18 protein-coding genes are annotated in these 16,487 nt (G+C 47.0%); 14 read left to right on the top strand and 4 right to left on the bottom strand.

Features of this window, described 5'->3' with window-relative positions; genetic code table 11:
- Window positions 1-361 precede the first annotated feature (361 nt).
- The 3 genes from Q9291_RS09385 to Q9291_RS09395 form a co-directional block, all read right to left on the bottom strand.
- Window positions 362-781 (bottom strand): hypothetical protein, encoded by a 420-nt coding sequence (locus Q9291_RS09385; RefSeq protein WP_306389784.1) that lies wholly within the window; start codon window positions 779-781, stop codon window positions 362-364.
- Window positions 782-801: 20 nt separating this feature from the next.
- Window positions 802-1,623 (bottom strand): DNA ligase, encoded by an 822-nt coding sequence (locus tag Q9291_RS09390; RefSeq protein WP_306389785.1) that lies wholly within the window; start codon window positions 1,621-1,623, stop codon window positions 802-804.
- A 102-nt stretch (window positions 1,624-1,725) separates the two neighbouring features.
- The gene (locus Q9291_RS09395; protein ID WP_306389786.1) at window positions 1,726-2,571 is read right to left on the bottom strand and encodes a class I SAM-dependent methyltransferase; all 846 of its coding nucleotides are present in this window, start codon (window positions 2,569-2,571) and stop codon (window positions 1,726-1,728) included.
- 232 nt (window positions 2,572-2,803) lie between these two features.
- On the opposite strand from Q9291_RS09395, the gene Q9291_RS09400 reads away from it, so the two are divergent.
- Complete coding sequence (locus tag Q9291_RS09400; RefSeq protein WP_306389787.1) at window positions 2,804-3,871, top strand: DUF481 domain-containing protein; 1,068 nt, start codon at window positions 2,804-2,806, stop codon at window positions 3,869-3,871.
- Between the two features lie 77 nt (window positions 3,872-3,948).
- Window positions 3,949-4,905: a ribosome biogenesis GTPase YlqF gene (gene ylqF, locus Q9291_RS09405; protein WP_306389788.1), complete on the top strand. Its 957-nt coding sequence runs from the start codon at window positions 3,949-3,951 to the stop codon at window positions 4,903-4,905.
- A gap of 1 nt (window position 4,906) precedes the next feature.
- Here ylqF and Q9291_RS09410 read toward each other — a convergent pair whose 3' ends face one another.
- Complete coding sequence (locus Q9291_RS09410; RefSeq protein ID WP_306389789.1) at window positions 4,907-6,166, bottom strand: GGDEF domain-containing protein; 1,260 nt, start codon at window positions 6,164-6,166, stop codon at window positions 4,907-4,909.
- Between the two features lie 147 nt (window positions 6,167-6,313).
- Between Q9291_RS09410 and Q9291_RS09415 the strand changes: the two genes are divergently transcribed.
- From Q9291_RS09415 to pseC, 12 genes are all read left to right on the top strand, one after another.
- Window positions 6,314-8,353, top strand: coding sequence for a UvrD-helicase domain-containing protein (locus Q9291_RS09415; RefSeq protein ID WP_306389790.1), 2,040 nt, complete (start codon window positions 6,314-6,316; stop codon window positions 8,351-8,353).
- A gap of 66 nt (window positions 8,354-8,419) precedes the next feature.
- Entirely contained in the window at window positions 8,420-8,815 is a 396-nt protein-coding gene (mntA, locus tag Q9291_RS09420; protein ID WP_306389791.1) for a type VII toxin-antitoxin system MntA family adenylyltransferase antitoxin, read from the top strand.
- Window positions 8,805-9,212 (top strand): type VII toxin-antitoxin system HepT family RNase toxin, encoded by a 408-nt coding sequence (hepT, locus tag Q9291_RS09425; RefSeq protein WP_306389792.1) that lies wholly within the window; start codon window positions 8,805-8,807, stop codon window positions 9,210-9,212. The genes mntA and hepT overlap by 11 nt, the downstream gene beginning before the upstream one ends.
- Before the next feature lie 28 nt (window positions 9,213-9,240).
- Window positions 9,241-9,672 carry a nucleotidyltransferase substrate binding protein gene (locus Q9291_RS09430; RefSeq protein ID WP_306389793.1) on the top strand — a complete coding sequence of 144 codons (432 nt, stop codon included), beginning with the start codon at window positions 9,241-9,243 and terminating at the stop codon, window positions 9,670-9,672.
- A gap of 10 nt (window positions 9,673-9,682) precedes the next feature.
- The gene (locus Q9291_RS09435) at window positions 9,683-9,994 is read left to right on the top strand and encodes a nucleotidyltransferase family protein (protein ID WP_306389794.1); all 312 of its coding nucleotides are present in this window, start codon (window positions 9,683-9,685) and stop codon (window positions 9,992-9,994) included.
- 275 nt (window positions 9,995-10,269) lie between these two features.
- The gene (locus tag Q9291_RS09440; RefSeq protein WP_370530754.1) at window positions 10,270-10,653 is read left to right on the top strand and encodes a 3-hydroxyacyl-CoA dehydrogenase NAD-binding domain-containing protein; all 384 of its coding nucleotides are present in this window, start codon (window positions 10,270-10,272) and stop codon (window positions 10,651-10,653) included.
- A 102-nt stretch (window positions 10,654-10,755) separates the two neighbouring features.
- Complete coding sequence (gmd, locus tag Q9291_RS09445; protein WP_306389795.1) at window positions 10,756-11,841, top strand: GDP-mannose 4,6-dehydratase; 1,086 nt, start codon at window positions 10,756-10,758, stop codon at window positions 11,839-11,841.
- Window positions 11,842-11,844: 3 nt separating this feature from the next.
- Complete coding sequence (locus Q9291_RS09450; protein WP_306389796.1) at window positions 11,845-12,822, top strand: GDP-L-fucose synthase family protein; 978 nt, start codon at window positions 11,845-11,847, stop codon at window positions 12,820-12,822.
- A gap of 32 nt (window positions 12,823-12,854) precedes the next feature.
- Window positions 12,855-13,235, top strand: a complete 381-nt coding sequence (locus Q9291_RS09455) for a sugar 3,4-ketoisomerase (protein ID WP_306389797.1) — start codon at window positions 12,855-12,857, stop codon at window positions 13,233-13,235.
- Complete coding sequence (locus Q9291_RS09460; protein ID WP_306389798.1) at window positions 13,232-14,320, top strand: DegT/DnrJ/EryC1/StrS family aminotransferase; 1,089 nt, start codon at window positions 13,232-13,234, stop codon at window positions 14,318-14,320. The genes Q9291_RS09455 and Q9291_RS09460 overlap by 4 nt, the downstream gene beginning before the upstream one ends.
- Before the next feature lie 3 nt (window positions 14,321-14,323).
- Window positions 14,324-15,325, top strand: coding sequence for a UDP-N-acetylglucosamine 4,6-dehydratase (inverting) (gene pseB / locus Q9291_RS09465; protein ID WP_306389799.1), 1,002 nt, complete (start codon window positions 14,324-14,326; stop codon window positions 15,323-15,325).
- A 2-nt stretch (window positions 15,326-15,327) separates the two neighbouring features.
- The gene (gene pseC / locus Q9291_RS09470; RefSeq protein ID WP_306389800.1) at window positions 15,328-16,482 is read left to right on the top strand and encodes a UDP-4-amino-4,6-dideoxy-N-acetyl-beta-L-altrosamine transaminase; all 1,155 of its coding nucleotides are present in this window, start codon (window positions 15,328-15,330) and stop codon (window positions 16,480-16,482) included.
- Window positions 16,483-16,487 lie beyond the last annotated feature (5 nt).

The raw sequence follows: 16,487 nt of genomic DNA on the forward strand, positions 1-16,487 counted from the left end.
AGAGTCTGGGGTGTGGCGGTGGTCATATGGGGTGAGATTTTAACATGCCATGCCAACTGCCATGCAGCATGACGGCTTACATCACCCTTAAGTTGATTGGCTGATCGCGTTATTTTTTGCCTATACGCCAGTTACTTTCTTGCTTTGTCCCAAAAAATTAAGCAAAAAGAGTCATAGAGGGATATAAATACCCACCCTACTACTGCGCACTCAAAAGCCCGTAGCTTTTGAAATCAAAGAAAATAACTCTCATGCCATAACCCGCCAAATTTACCCCTTTTCATAAAACCTCTGCGCTGGATGGCACGCAAAAAGAAACCCCATGTCAACAACATGAGGTTCGTCTGCCGCCTGAAAAGAATTATTTTCTGATACATTCTTCCACGCCGGTATTCCCGCCCTTAAAACCCGGTTCAAAATAAAACTTTCTGAAACGCAACTGCCCATTGCTGTTTTTCCTGAACTCGGCAATCCCCGTGCCGTAATCATTGGTTTTGCCGCCATATTCGCCCTGCTCCATCGGCAAGGCAAAGTGCATGGCCGCGTGCATGCCATGCACTGCGGCATGGCCAGTATAAGTGCCGTAATCCGGGACCTCCAGTTGAAAATCATAACTGGCATCTTTACCCTTGCTATGTTCAGGGCGCAATTTCATGGTCACGGTGCCGGTGTATTTACCTTCGTGTGCATCATTACCCTTACAGGCGTAGACGCCGCTCAAATCCATTGCAAACACAGGCGCCGCCAGCGTGCATGCGAGTAAAGTTGCTAACCATTTCATATATTGCCCTTTCCACTTGATTATTCCGGAGGCCGTACCCTTAAAAAGCGGGCAAATTTGGGTTTGCCGTTTTTGGTGACATCGCGATAGGTATAGGTGACCATGCTACCGATGGGGGGCGGTCTGGCGCGGTCGGCATCTTTAAAGCCCGTGCCAAGTTTAAAGCGTATGCCTTGCCGGGTTTCGACCAGTAATGCGCCCATTTTACCTTGGTATTTGCCTTTGCCGGGCACATGGGCGATGACTTTAGCTTCGGCATCGAGTTGCGGTTTGAGTTTGAGCAACACCTGGCTACGCCCAGTGATGTAGCGTGCATCCGCACGATGCAACATCAGGCCTTCACCCTTTTTCGCCACCACTGCATCCAGTGTGCGTTTTAATGCGGCTACATCCTTCACATGAAATTGTGTGATGGCTTTGAGCGTTGGCGTATGCGCCTGTTTGACCAATGCGGCAATCTGGCTGGCACGCTGGGCAAAGCTGCCTGCGGCATTGGGCAACTCAAACACGTAATAGGCCACTTTGTGCCAGGCGGCATCCTCCGGGGTGGACTGTCGTACGGTGGATGAGAGTACCTCAAACTGGCCACGCCCAATCCAGAGTTCGCCATCCAGTGCCTGTTTGGGAAAGTCTTTGATAAACCAGGCAGGCGCATGGATCGGGTTACCCTGACGGCTGGTGAGTTGCTGACCGTCCCAGACAGCGCGAATGCCGTCCAGCTTTTCACTGACCAGATAGTCCTGCACGGCAATGCCTTCGTGGTAGACATGTGCCAGCAGAATATCCGGGGCTTGTGCATGGGCGGTCGCGCTGCAGCATGCCATGCCCAACCACAGCAGCATTCGGCCCATCGATTGTATGCAAAAGTGCATGCTTTTCCCCTACAATTGTTAATTTAAATTAACAATTGTAGATTGATGCGTGGAGAGGTGCAACAGGGTTAATCAGGTGGCGTCAGGCGCAAAGCCGAATCTGGGGGCAAGTTCCATTAAATTGCATTGTTGCAGAATCTGCAAAGCACGCTCACGTGCACTGCGTTTACGCTGTCCGGTATATTTGGCAATGATCAGTTCGTTTTTCATCGAGTGTTCCCACCCGACCAATTCGGTCACAGTGACCTGATAGCCGTGCGCTTCGAGTTCCAGACAGCGCAACACATTGGTAATCTGGCTGCCAAACTCGCGGGTATGAATCGGGTGTCGCCATAACTCGCTCAAGGGTGTTTGTCCCAAGGAGGCTGCCTTGTGCTTACGCAGCACTTCAGCCACCTCGGCCTGACAACAGGGCACCAACACCATGTATTGTGCCTGTTTGTGCAGGCCAAACTGAATGGCATCATCCGTGGCCGTATTACAGGCATGCAAAGCCGTCACAATATCCACCTGGGCAGGCAACCGGGCTGAGGAGATGGCCTCGGCAACGGACAAGTGCTCAAATGCCATGCGCTCAAACTGACATGCGTTGGCCAATGTTTTGGACTTTTCAACCAGATCGCCACGCGTTTCAATACCGATGACTTGCCCGCCAGCATGTTGCTTGAGCAAAAGATCGTATAAAATAAAGCCAAGATAAGACTTGCCAGCCCCATGATCGACCAACACCGGATGGGATTGACCGGCCATAACCGTCTGCATGAGCGGCTCAATAAAATTCACCAGATGATAGACCTGTTTAAGCTTGCGCCGGCTATCCTGATTCAGTTTGCCATCCCGCGTCAGGATATGCAGCGCTTGCAATAAGGCCATGGATTGCCCGGGTTTGATCTCGGGCGGTAATGTTGTGTTGACCATGCGTGTTGCTGTTTTAAAATACCAATATGCTAGTTTAACAGCATTGGTTCTGCTTTCCATGCCATGCATGTTCTAGGGAACTCAAACGCCGTTTTCAGCATCAAGTCTATGTAATGCTTGTGGGTATTCGCAATATTTACCAGCAATACCATCTTTGCAGCCCACGCCAGGTGCGCTGTATTCAATCAGCTGTATTAACAGCACTGTTGTTCAATCGCATCAGGGAGTATGTATGCCTCAACGTTTAGCCAATCCGGCTGTTTTATGTACACGTAGCACAATCCAACTCGCCATTCTCAGTATCAGCATGCCTTACCTGCTTTCAGCTCCGGTGTTTGCCGACACCATCTGGCTTAAAAATGGCGACAAGATCACGGGCACCCTGGGCGTCAAAGTCTCTAACAAGCTGACGGTCAAAACCAGCTACGCCGACGAAGTCAAAATTAACTGGAATGATATTCACAGCATTGATGCCGACAAACCGATATTGATGCAGTTATCTGACGGCAGCATTGTCAATGGCCGTCTGATCCATACCGATGAAGGCCAGGTCATTCTGGATGAAGAAACCAATACGCCGCTGGTAGACACCGAGCTGGATGAAATCCATTACATTAACCCAAGCCGCGACCTGATCGGCGAGGGCTATGTCTGGACCGGCAACCTGAGCCTGGGCGGTGCCTTTAACAATGGCAACAGCGATAATCGCAATATGCAGTTCAATGGTGAGTCTGTATTACGTGGACTGGAAGATCGTTATACAGTGCAGGGTTATTACTACTGGGCAGAGGATAGCGGCTCACAAACGCAAAACAACGCACGTGTCCGCGGTCAGTATGACCACTTTTTCACTAAAAAATGGTTTAGCTACCTCAACACCATTCAGGAAAAAGACCGCTTCAGAGACATCAAATTACGCAGCACCTACGGTGTGGGGTCTGGTTACCAGATTTTTGAAGGGGAGAAACTGAATCTGTCCGTGGAAGGCGGTGTTTCTTTGATCTCTCAGGATTATTACGAAGAAAATGATGACAAACATGCCGCATTGCGCTGGGCGGTGAACTATAACCAGTATTTGTTTGATTCATTTGTGCAGGCATTCCATCGACACGAAGTGTTGTATACGCCCAGATCGCCGTCACAAGTCCTGCTTTACAGTTCGACCGGCCTGCGTTTTCCGTTTATTTTTGGCCTGAGTGCATCCACACAGGTCGACTATAACTTTGACAGCCGTCCCGCAGATGAGCGCGTCAAGGGCGATACACGTGCCCTGTTTACACTGGGATATAGCTGGAAATAGTGCGTGGTGGCCAGCAATTTAGGTTGAACAGCGCTTGAATGTTAAAATACGGTTTTTATCTGATGTAGAGGTTGCACGTGGCAATTCAATGGTTTCCCGGACACATGACCTCCGCCCGCAAAAAGGCGGAAGAAACCATGGAGCATATCGACGTGGTGATTGAGGTGCTGGATGCGCGCGTACCCGCAGCCAGCCATAACCCGATGATCGAGGAGATGCGCAATTTCCGCCAGCGTCCTAACCTCAAAATACTGAACAAAGCCGATTTAGCCGACCCGCAAGTCACGCAGGCCTGGCTGAATTACTTCAATGCACAACCCAACACCAAAGCGGTGGCGCTTTCTTGCAAAAAACCCGGCGACGCCAAAAAAATCCCAGGACTGTGCAAGCAACTGGCGCCGCACCGTGGTAGCCCGCTCAAACCCCTCCGCATGATGATCATGGGCATTCCCAACGTGGGCAAATCGACACTGATGAATGCTCTGCTTAACCGCCGTGCAGCCAAAGTGGGCGACGAACCGGCCGTGACCAAGAGTCAGCAGCGTTTTGAGTTGAACGACAGCGAGAACATTACCGACACACCAGGCATGATGTGGCCCAAGATCGAACATGAATCGGATGGTTATTTACTGGCTGCCAGCCACGCGATTGGCCGCAATGCGGTGATTGATGAAGATGTCGCCGAGTTTTTGGGCAATGTGCTGATTAAGCAGTACCCGGCGCTGATCAACACGCGTTACAAGCTGGATGCCATGAAACTGAACGTCACTGAAATCGATGGCATAGACCTGCTGGAAGCGATTGCCAGGCGCCGCGCCTACAAACGCACCGATGGCGAATGGGACATGGAGCGCACTGCCATGGCTTTACTGACCGACTATCGCAGCGGAGCGATTGGCCGTGTCAGTCTGGAATCCCCCAAAAGCCGGGCAGAAATGGTGGCGCAGGCCAAGTTAGAGGCCGAGCGTCAACTGGCAGCCAAAACAGCCAAGGCTGCGGCTGCGGCTGCGGATGAGCCTAATCCCGCTGAATAAGCTATTGCGAAACAATCACACTGGCATTGCGTTTTACCGGCTTGGCCTCGTCAGACGCCTGCAGACGATGCGCGTTACTGGCAATCCGGTTACGTCCTGCCTGTTTCGCCTGATACAGATTGTGGTCAGCCGCCGCAAACAGGCTGTCTATTTGATAGCCTACTGTTTCTGAACTCACCGCCCCCACACTCACCGTACATTTAATCGCACGCGTGGACACATCCAGGCTCTCAATGCCCGCAATATTGACTGGCGTGGTTTCTATGGTTTTACGAATCCGCTCAGCCAATACCGCTGATTCATGCTCCCCCGTATTGGGCAACAAAATGCAAAACTCTTCCCCCCCATAACGGCCAATCACATCGCCCCCACGCAGGGCGGAGTGGATGGTCCCCGCGCAGACTTTCAACACTGCATCTCCCACCAGATGGCCGTAGACATCATTGACCTTTTTGAAATAATCGAGATCTACAATCAGCATGCCCATCGGCAGTTTGATCCGTTGTGAAACCGCCTGCATGCGGTTTGCAGCATCCTGCAAGCCCCGACGATTCAACACACCGGTCAAGCCATCCAGTGTCGCAATCGCCTGCAGTCCGGCCTGAGTACGCACATTCATGACCAGCAACAGCAAGCAAGTCACGGCGATGAGCACCATCACTATCGTCGCAATCATATACGCATGGGCAGACCAGTGTTGAAAATCTTTGAGCAGCTCCGCATCAATCAACGCGACTTCAAACATCATGAACAACAACATCAGCGTCATTGCCGAGAACAGACTACAGCATAACCAGAATACATGGCTGATAAAGTCCTTGCCAAAGCCCATCAAGCTGCGGCTGCCATAGGCAAATACCCAAGACATCACCAGAAAATTCGACAGCAAAATCACCCGCAATGGCGCATGCATATTCAGCAAAATGGCATTACAGGCCAGCAACGTGGTGAGCACAAGTAAAGAAAGATAACGATAAATACGATAGCCGCGGAGCATGCGTATGCCATTCACATACACACTAAGCCCGAGGCAAATGGCACTGAAAGCAATCGAAACATACAATTCGTGCTGGGCACGCAATGCAAACACATCCGGAATAAAGTAGATGCTGAGCCCCAGACCAATCAGCAGCATGCCCCATACCCAGCGCATGACCAGTGCACGCTGTTGATAGGCGCCAAATACCAGCAAGACCAGCACCAGCATGAAGGTGAGGCCAATCGATGATAGAATAACGCTATTGAGATCGAGCACAGGCATGATCAAAGTGTGTTTATATAAGATAGGATAATACTATGGTTACCCCACTATACCCACAGCCTGCTTAAGGTTAAATAGTCCATACAGGCTAATCCCTATCCAGCCTGTCATGCCGTTTCATCTCTTCAGAAAACCATCAGAAGTTTCATGTTGCATCACTTAAATCCGCCACAACGCGAAGCGATTCATTACCTGGACGGCCCCTTGCTGGTACTGGCAGGTGCGGGCAGCGGCAAAACGCGCGTCATCACCCAGAAAATTGCTTACCTGGTCAACAAGGCTGGCTACCAGGCCTCGCAAATTGCCGCCATCACCTTTACAAACAAGGCTGCGCGCGAAATGCAGGAGCGTGTCAGCCCCTTGCTCGAAGGCAAAAGTGGCAAAGGCCTGACCGTCACCACCTTTCATTCGCTGGGCTTGCAAATGTTGCGGCAGGAAGCCGCCTTGCTGGGCTACAAACCCCAGTTCTCCATTCTGGATGCTTCTGACAGCTTTAAAATTCTGAGTGATGTTCTGGCCACGACCGACAAGCAACTACTCCGCAAAACACAATGGCAGATCTCCAGCTGGAAAAATGCGCTATTAAGCCCGGATCAAGCCAAAGCCACGGCTGACGAAGAGCTCAGCCATGCCGCCGCCCGTGTTTACCAACTCTATCAGCAAACACTGCGCGCCTACCAGGCAGTGGATTTTGATGACCTGATCAAGATCCCGGTGGAACTGTTTGATCAGCATGCCGAGACCCTGGACAAATGGCAACGCAAACTGCAATACCTGCTGATTGACGAATACCAGGATACCAACGCCTGCCAGTACAAACTGATCAAGCAGTTAACCGGCATACGCGGTCAATTTACCGCCGTAGGCGATGACGACCAGGCCATTTACGGCTGGCGCGGCGCCGACGTGGAAAACCTTAACCAGCTGACCAAAGACTTCAGCAAACTCAAGGTGATTAAACTGGAGCAAAACTACCGCTCGACCGTGCGCATTTTGCGGGCGGCCAACCAGGTCATCGCCAACAACCCCAAACTGTTTGAGAAAAAACTATGGAGTGAACTGGGCACCGGCGAACTGCTGCACGTCACAGCAACACACAGCGAAGAGCACGAAGCCGAAACCGTAGTGATGAAGCTGCAGGCGCACAAATTCGAGCACCGCACCACTTACAAAGATTACGCCATCCTGTACCGCAGCAACCACCAGGCACGCATCATCGAACAATACCTGCGCAACCAGAAAATCCCCTACACCATTTCCGGCGGCCAATCATTTTTTGATAAAGCCGAAATCAAGGACATCATCAGCTACCTGCGCCTGGTGATGAATGAAGACGATGACCCGGCGTTTATCCGTGCGGCTACCACGCCGAAAAAAGGCATAGGCAACACCACGCTGGAGCGTCTGGGTGAATATGCCAGCGCGCATAAACTCTCGCTGTTTGCCGCCGCATTTGAAGGCGGTTTTCAGCAGGAAGTCGGCAACAAACAACTGGACGACCTGCTTACTTTCTGCCGCTTTATTCAAACCCTGCAAGGCCGCGCCGTCAAAGACCCGGCCAATGAAGTATTGAATGACCTGCTCAACGCCATCCATTACGAAAGCTATTTATACGACGGTGAAGAAGCCCGCTCTGCCGAAACCCGCTGGGGCAATGTGCAGGAATTCGTCAGCTGGCTCAGCAAAAAAGGCGAAGCCTCCACCGAATTCGGCCACGAATCCGATGGTAAAAACCTGATCGAACTCACGCAACTGGTCTCGCTGATCACCATGCTCGAAGGCCGTGAAGATGGCGAACCCGACGCCGTCAAACTCTCCACCCTGCATGCTGCCAAAGGGCTGGAATACGGCCACGTATTCCTGATCGGCTGCGAAGAAGGCATCCTGCCGCACACCAACTCCATCGACAGTGACCAGATCGAAGAAGAACGCCGCCTGATGTACGTAGGCATCACCCGCGCGCAAAAGTCACTCAACATCACCTGGTGCAAAAAACGCAAACGCGCCGGCGAAATGCAAGCCTGCGAACCTAGCCGGTTTATTGCAGAACTACCCAAAGATGATGTCAAACATTTTGGCAACCCGTTTAACGGGCCGGATCAGGTGCTAAGCAAAGATTATGGGAAAAGCAAGATGGCGAATATCAAGGCGATGCTGGCGGGCAAGCAACAGATGCAAGGCGGCTGACTGTCTGGTAGTATCATTTATAATAAAAGACATTGTCGCTTATCCCAACAGTATGTAATGACAACCATGCCATCACACCAAACATTGATAGAACAGTTAAAAGCGATACTTAGCTTGCAACAGGATCTTGAACTGGCCATTTTGATTGGTAGCCGTGCACAACAAAGCGCAAATCAAAACAGTGACTGGGATATCGCCATCCGCTGGAAAAAACACATCTCTGCTATCAATGCCCTCTCATTGACCAGCACGCTACAAATAGCGATTGCGCAATGCTTAAACGTACCTCCTGAAGCTATCGATCTGATTGACATGACCACTGCCAGGCTTGCCATGCGCGCGACCATCGTTGAGGAAGGCATCCCCCTGGCAGGAGAGGACTCGCTTGCATGGAGTTACTTTCTGACACAAACATGGGCAGAACTGGAAGAGCATTACTGGAGAGCACAACATGCGGCTTGATCTTTACCAGGCAGAATGCGAACGGATCGCACAAGAAAAAATGATGCTTTTAAATGAAGCAAGAAACCGCATTAGCAACCAACAGCCACTGTCGAAACTGGAGCAAAGTGGGCTGCTTCATGTCATTCAAGTATTAATTGAAAATGCCATCGGCAAATCCAAACACTTGCTAAAATTACATGGTGAAACGGTACCTGTCTCCGCATATGATGCCTTTGCAAGCCTTTCAAGAGCAAAACTCATCTCCGAAACAGCCCTAACAGAATGGAACGCGGCAATCGGTCTTCGTAACCGTATCGTACATGACTATATGAACATAGATCTCAATCTTGTCTATGCCCTGCTCACTGATCAAAAACTAGACTTCATTGCAGATTTTCTGCTCAAAAAATTCTAAGCAGTAAGTATGAATGGAGGTGACTAAAATGAAACAGAGCAGTACTCAAAATTTACGCTGGGTGCAGCGATTAAGCAACTATGAAAAAGCGCTTGAAAGCCTGACTTCTGCAATCGACTTAAGTAAAGAAAGACCATTATCTGACTTGGAAAAGCAAGGTTTAATTCAAGCCTTTGAATTTACTCATGAGTTGGCTTGGAACGTCCTCAAAGACTATTTTGATTACCAAGGCACACAAAACATCACAGGCTCACGTGACGCAACGCGTGAAGCTTTTAGTAAAGGCTTGCTCCAAGATGGTGAGGGATGGATGGCGATGATACAAAGCCGCAATAAAACATCGCACACCTATAACAAAGCTGTTGCCGAAGAAATCATTGAGGCCATACAAAATAGTTACTATGATTTATTTGTGGCACTCATGCATACATTCAAAAAAATTAAGTCAAATTTAGAATAGCAAATCAGTGATGACATTTGGACTGCCCGATACCGCGATACAAAAACTGAAAGAAGTTTTTAACCAAGATACGCGCATCGAAAACGTTTGGCTATATGGTTCCAGAGCATTAGGCAGAGAGAAGCCAGCCTCTGACATTGATTTATGTATAGAAGCTGAAGCGTTAAAGCTAAGAGACTTGCACCTAATTGAGGGAAAAATAGATGACTTGAACCTACCTTGGAAGGTGGATCTATCTCTCAAACATCAAATTGACAACCCTGCTCTAGTTGCGCACATAGAGCAATTAGGTATTAACTTCTTGACTCGCACAATATACTAATCAATCAAAAGTCGAAGCATTCAACCCAGCCGCTTTATCGCAGTACTCTCCAAAGATGAGACTTCAAACCCTTTGGCAACCCGTTTAACAGCGCTGCTGAACCGCCTAGTAAAAATTATGGGAAAAGCAAGATGGCGAATATCAAGGCGATGCTAAAATCTGGTACGAATCAGAATTAGCTCATTATTAAGAACGACTGTCAGTGAGCCTCAGCATATTCAGTTAAATGGCACCGAATATGTTTAAAGAATATACATTTAAAAAGGCATAGAAATATGAAAATAACGGTCGTTGGTACAGGTTATGTTGGACTTTCTAATGCGGTCCTTTTGGCGCAGCACAATGAGGTTATTGCACTGGATATCGTACCCCAAAAAATTGAGATGCTTAACTCCAAACAGTCACCCATCGCCGACAAAGAAATACAAGAATTTTTAAGTAAAAAACACCTCAATTTAAAAGCGACCACTGATAAACAAGACGCTTATAAAAATAGTGATTTTGTGATTATTGCAACACCTACTGATTACGATGCCGATACCAACTATTTCAATACAACTAGTGTTGAGGCCGTCATAAAAGAGGCAATACAGTTCGCGCCTCAAGCAACAATCATTATCAAATCGACAGTTCCCGTATCCCCTATTAATTACGCATGAGATACTGGCTAGCAAAATACTTAGTCCGTTGGCATGGCTGAACGCTAAGTAAATATAGCCCATGATATAATCCGAACACTTTTTAACTAACTGATTTAAGACATGTCACAAAAAGTCGCTTTAATTACCGGCATTACTGGTCAAGATGGTGCCTACCTAGCCGAGCTTTTGCTCAATAAGGGCTATATTGTGCATGGTATAAAACGTAGAGCCTCATTATTCAATACCGATAGAATTGATCATCTTTATCAAGATCCACATGTTGATAACAAGAATTTTGTTCTGCACTATGGAGATCTCACTGACTCCACCAACCTAATCAGAATCATTCAGCAAGTCCAGCCAGACGAAATCTACAACCTGGCAGCGATGAGTCATGTGGCCGTCAGTTTTGAAACTCCGGAATATACAGCGAATGCTGATGGCATCGGCACTTTGCGTATTCTGGAAGCGATTCGTATTCTAGGGTTAGAAAAGAAAACACGCTTCTATCAGGCATCCACTTCTGAACTATATGGTCTGGTGCAAGAAACACCGCAGAAAGAAACTACGCCCTTCTATCCCCGCAGTCCTTATGCGGTGGCAAAAATGTATGCTTACTGGATTACGGTCAATTACCGTGAGGCTTATGGCATTTATGCCTGTAACGGTATCCTGTTTAATCACGAGAGCCCTATCCGTGGCGAAACTTTTGTTACACGCAAAATTACCCGCGCCTTGGCGCGAATCAAGCTTGGTCTACAAGAGTGCTTGTATTTAGGCAATCTGGATTCGTTGCGTGATTGGGGACATGCCAAAGACTATGTTGAAATGCAATGGCTAATGTTGCAGCAGGAAGAAGCTGAAGACTTCGTAATTGCCACCGGCAAACAATACAGCGTACGTGACTTTGTTAATGCAGCCGCCAAAGAGCTGGATATTACCGTTATATGGCAAGGTGAAGGCGTAGAAGAAAAAGGCTATTGGGACGATAAATGCATCGTACAAGTTGATCCGCGTTACTTCAGGCCAACTGAGGTTGATACATTGCTTGGAGATCCTACGAAAGCTAAAGAAAAACTGGGCTGGGTACCAAAAACCAGCTTTGAAGAACTGGTCTCAGAAATGGTGCGCGAAGATTACAAATCCGCCCAGCGTGATGAGTTAATCAAGCAACATGGCTATCAAGCTATGGACTACCACGAATAAGCCATGAAAAAGGATGCAAAAATTTATGTTGCTGGGCATCGTGGTCTAGTAGGGTCAGCGTTAATAAATCAGCTGTCACAACAGGGGTATACAAACTTACTGACTAGAACCCATGCAGAATTAGATCTCACTAATCAAAATGCGGTAAAGAAATTCTTTAGTGAAGAAAAACCTGAATACGTCTTTCTGGCTGCGGCAAAAGTAGGCGGCATTCATGCGAATAATACTTACCCTGCTGAATTTATTCACCAAAATTTAGCCATCCAAACCAATGTCATTCACGAGTCTTATGTGAATGGTGTAAAGCGCCTTCTTTTCTTAGGCTCCAGCTGTATTTACCCTAAATTTGCACCGCAGCCGATGAAGGAAGAGCACCTGCTGACGGGGGCACTTGAACCAACTAATCGGCCCTATGCCCTTGCTAAAATTGCCGGAATAGAAATGTGCTGGAGCTACAACCGGCAATATGGCACGCAATACTTGGCAGCTATGCCTACCAATTTATATGGTCCAGGTGACAACTATCATCCCGAAAACAGCCATGTCATTCCTGCACTCATCAGAAAATTTCATGAAGCAAAAGTTAATAATCAATCTGTAGTCACTGTATGGGGCACTGGTACACCAAAACGTGAGTTTTTATGCAATGAAGACATGGCAGATGCTTGTGTATTTTTAATGCAACTACCTGACAACCAATTTCAAAAACTGCTCGAAAGTGATGAGTCTGCTTCTGGAAAACTCCAGCCTCCGCTTGTTAATGTCGGATATGGCAGCGACATCACAATCAAAGTACTAGCAGAAACTGTTCAAAAAATTATTGGGCATCAAGGTAACATTCAATTCGATACATCCAAGCCAGATGGTACCCTTAGAAAACTGATGGACGCTACGATCCTTCATCAAGCTGGTTGGCAGCCAAAAGTATCCATTGAAGCAGGATTAGAAATTGCCTATCAAGATTTCCTTAAGCACCATTAATCATTAAACTGATCATAAACACTTCTAGCTATATGTCTCATTTTACGATTCTCAATTTACCAACATTTTCCGACGCACGCGGCTCCCTTACCGTGCTGGAAAATGCATTGCCATTTTCTGTTGTTCGTACATATTGGATTTATGGTGCTGACGGTCAAACGCGTGGAGGTCATAGACATACCAGCACCAGACAGGCACTCATTGCGTTACATGGCAACATTGCAATTTATATGAACGATGGTATTTCAGAAGAAACCATCGCTCTAAACTCACCTGGACAATGCCTGCTGGTTGAACCAAAAGATTGGCACACCATGACATTTGGAGAAGGCAGCGTCCTGTTTGTGATGGCATCACATGTCTATGACAGAAGCGAATATATTGATACGCCTTACGAGCTCTCAAGCAAATGATTGAATACGAAAGCCTTGCTAATTCCAACCAGCAATTCATGCGTGAATTGGAAACTGCCGCGACTAATGTTATACGCTCTGGTTGGTATGTTTTGGGGCATGAGGTTACTGAGTTCGAAAAAGAGTTTGCGACCTGGGTAGGTACGCGCCATTGTATTGGCGTAGCGAATGGCTTGGACGCATTAATTCTATCGATTGAAGCACTGATGTTACCCAAAGGCAGCGAAATACTAGTTGCCTCAAATACTTATATAGCGACAATTTTGGCAATTATTCGTGCTGGCCATAAGCCCGTACTCGTTGAACCAGACGCTGAAACATTCAATATTGATCCACTACAAATTACAGCTTCCATTACATCGGCCACGCGCGCGATTTGTGTCACGCATTTGTTTGGCAAGGCATGCCGTATGGATGATATCTGCGCTATTGCCAATGAATACGGATTAAAGTTAATTGAAGATTGTGCCCAGTCGCATGGCGCTAAGCTATCAGGACGCATGACCGGAACATTTGGTGATGCGGGTTGTTTCAGTTTTTATCCGACAAAGAATCTTGGGGCGATTGGTGACGCAGGGGCCGTCGTGACAGACAATGACGAAATAGCTGATCGTCTTCGCCATCTTCGAAACTATGGCTCAAAGCAAAAATACATCAACAAATATGTAGGCGTAAATTCAAGATTAGATGAAATGCAGGCTGCCTTACTGAGAGTCAAGCTGCGTCATTTAGACGAAATGACCGAGCACAAGCGTAATTTAGCACGAGTATATTTCAAGAACTTACCAGACTGGATGGCTTTACCTCACCAAAAAGAGGATGAGTATGATGTATTCCATATTTTTGGTGTTCGTTATCAAGAAAGAGATAGATTGAAGTCTTGGTTGCTGGAACAAGGCGTGAAGACTGAAATTCACTACCCTATCCCACCACATCGACAAGAAGCTATGCAAGGAATACTGCAAGGAGATTACCCGATTGCAGACAAATTGCATGAAACAGAATTAAGTCTTCCCATCTCAGTTGGTCATACGATCGAAGATGTACAATTAGTAACCAACATCATTAAACAATTTAAGATTTAACCCATGTTTACAAACTCGACAATTTTAATCACCGGTGGAACTGGATCATTTGGGAACACTTTTGTACCGATGACGCTGGAAAAATACAATCCAAAAAAACTGATTATTTTTTCTCGTGATGAAATGAAACAGTGGGAGATGGCAAAAAAATTCCAAAATGACAAACGAGTAAGGTTCTTTATTGGCGATGTTCGTGATAAGGATCGTTTGTACAGAGCTCTCGATGGCGTTGATTATGTAGTCCACGCTGCGGCCACAAAAATTGTACCTACCGCAGAGTACAATCCTTTCGAATGCGTCAAAACAAATATCTTGGGAGCGATGAACCTGATTGATGCATGTATTGATCAGGGCGTAAAACGCGTAGTTGCTTTGTCTACAGACAAAGCAAGCAGTCCAGCCAATCTATATGGTGCGACTAAGTTAGCATCAGATAAATTATTTGTAGCCGGTAACTCCTATGCTTCCGGCAAAGATGCCACACGTTTTTCTGTTGTAAGGTACGGAAATGTAATGGGCTCACGGGGCTCAGTCATTCCTTTTTTTATGTCTATAGCAGATAACGGGAATTTGCCAATCACTGATGAAAGAATGACCAGGTTTATGATTACGCTTGAACAAGGAGTAGATCTTGTCTGGCATGCTTTTGAGGATATGGTTGGTGGAGAGATTTATGTAAAAAAAATCCCTTCAATGAAAATCACAGATATTGCTAAAGCCGTGGCACCAGATGCGCATCTGGAAACTGTTGGCATTCGGCCTGGCGAAAAACTGCATGAGCAAATGATTGGTGAGGAAGATGCACTTTACACTTATGAGTATCCTCAGCACTTTAAGATATTGCCAGCAATTCATCAATGGAGCGAAGACCCTGCCAGAATTAATGATGGAATTAAAGTCTCCCCTGAATTTACCTACTCATCCAACAATAATAAGGACTGGATGACTATTTCACAGTTACAGGCATGGATTCAAAATAATGCCAGCATGGTTGGAAAAATATAAGCATGATTCCTTATGGGCGTCAATCAATCTCTGATAGAGATATTCAAGCTGTTGTTGAGGTCCTAAAATCAGATTATCTGACGCAAGGGCCAGCAGTTCCTCAATTTGAGCATGCCATCGCGCAATACTGTGGGGTTAAGTATGCAGTCGCCGTCAACAGTGCAACGAGTGCATTACACATTGCTTGCTTAGCGTTGGGCGTTACCAAGGGCGATATTGTATGGACCAGTCCTATCACTTTTGTAGCTAGTGCCAATTGCGCTCTGTATTGCGGTGCGGAGGTCGATTTCGTTGATATTGACCCCAACACATACAACATCAGTGTTATTCAATTGAAAAATAAACTGGAACTGGCGGAAAAAGCCGGGAAGCTGCCTAAGGTTGTTATCCCTGTGCACTTGGCTGGTCAATCCTGTGACATGGAAGCAATACAAGCACTTGCAAATCAATACGGTTTTAAAATTATAGAAGATGCCTCACACGCAATCGGCGCTAAATATAACAACCAGCCAATAGGTAGCTGTAAATTCAGTGACATTACAATATTCAGCTTCCATCCAGTTAAAATCATTACTACAGGCGAAGGTGGCATGGCGCTAACCAATAACGCCGAGATTGCTGATCATATGCAGTTACTTAGAAGTCACGGCATTACTCGCGATACTAAGAAGATGACCCAACAACCAGACGGGTCATGGTATTACCAACAAATTGGCCTGGGATTCAACTACCGTATGACAGACATACAGGCAGCGCTGGGACTGAGTCAATTTAATCGTTTGGATGCGTTTGTAGCACAACGCCATAGTATCGTAGAGAGTTATCAGCTACAGCTTTCAGAAAAAGTCGTTATCAAACCCTGGCAACATCCGGATACTTACTCCGCATATCATCTCTATATTGTGCAACTAAAACTGGAGTCCCTTCAAACCTCGCATCAACAAGCTTTCGAGCACTTGAGGGCATCAGGTATTGGTGTCAATCTTCACTACATTCCAATTTACAAACAGCCTTACTATCAAGTCTTAGGGTATCGTGAATCAGACTTCCCAAATGCTGAGCAGTACTATGCGCGGGCAATCAGCCTACCCATTCATCCGGACTTGACACCTGAACAACAAGAAAAAGTAATTCAGATCATCAATGACTTTAAATAAATATT

The organism is Methylophilus aquaticus (assembly GCF_030769565.1).
Lineage (GTDB): Bacteria > Pseudomonadota > Gammaproteobacteria > Burkholderiales > Methylophilaceae > Methylophilus > Methylophilus aquaticus.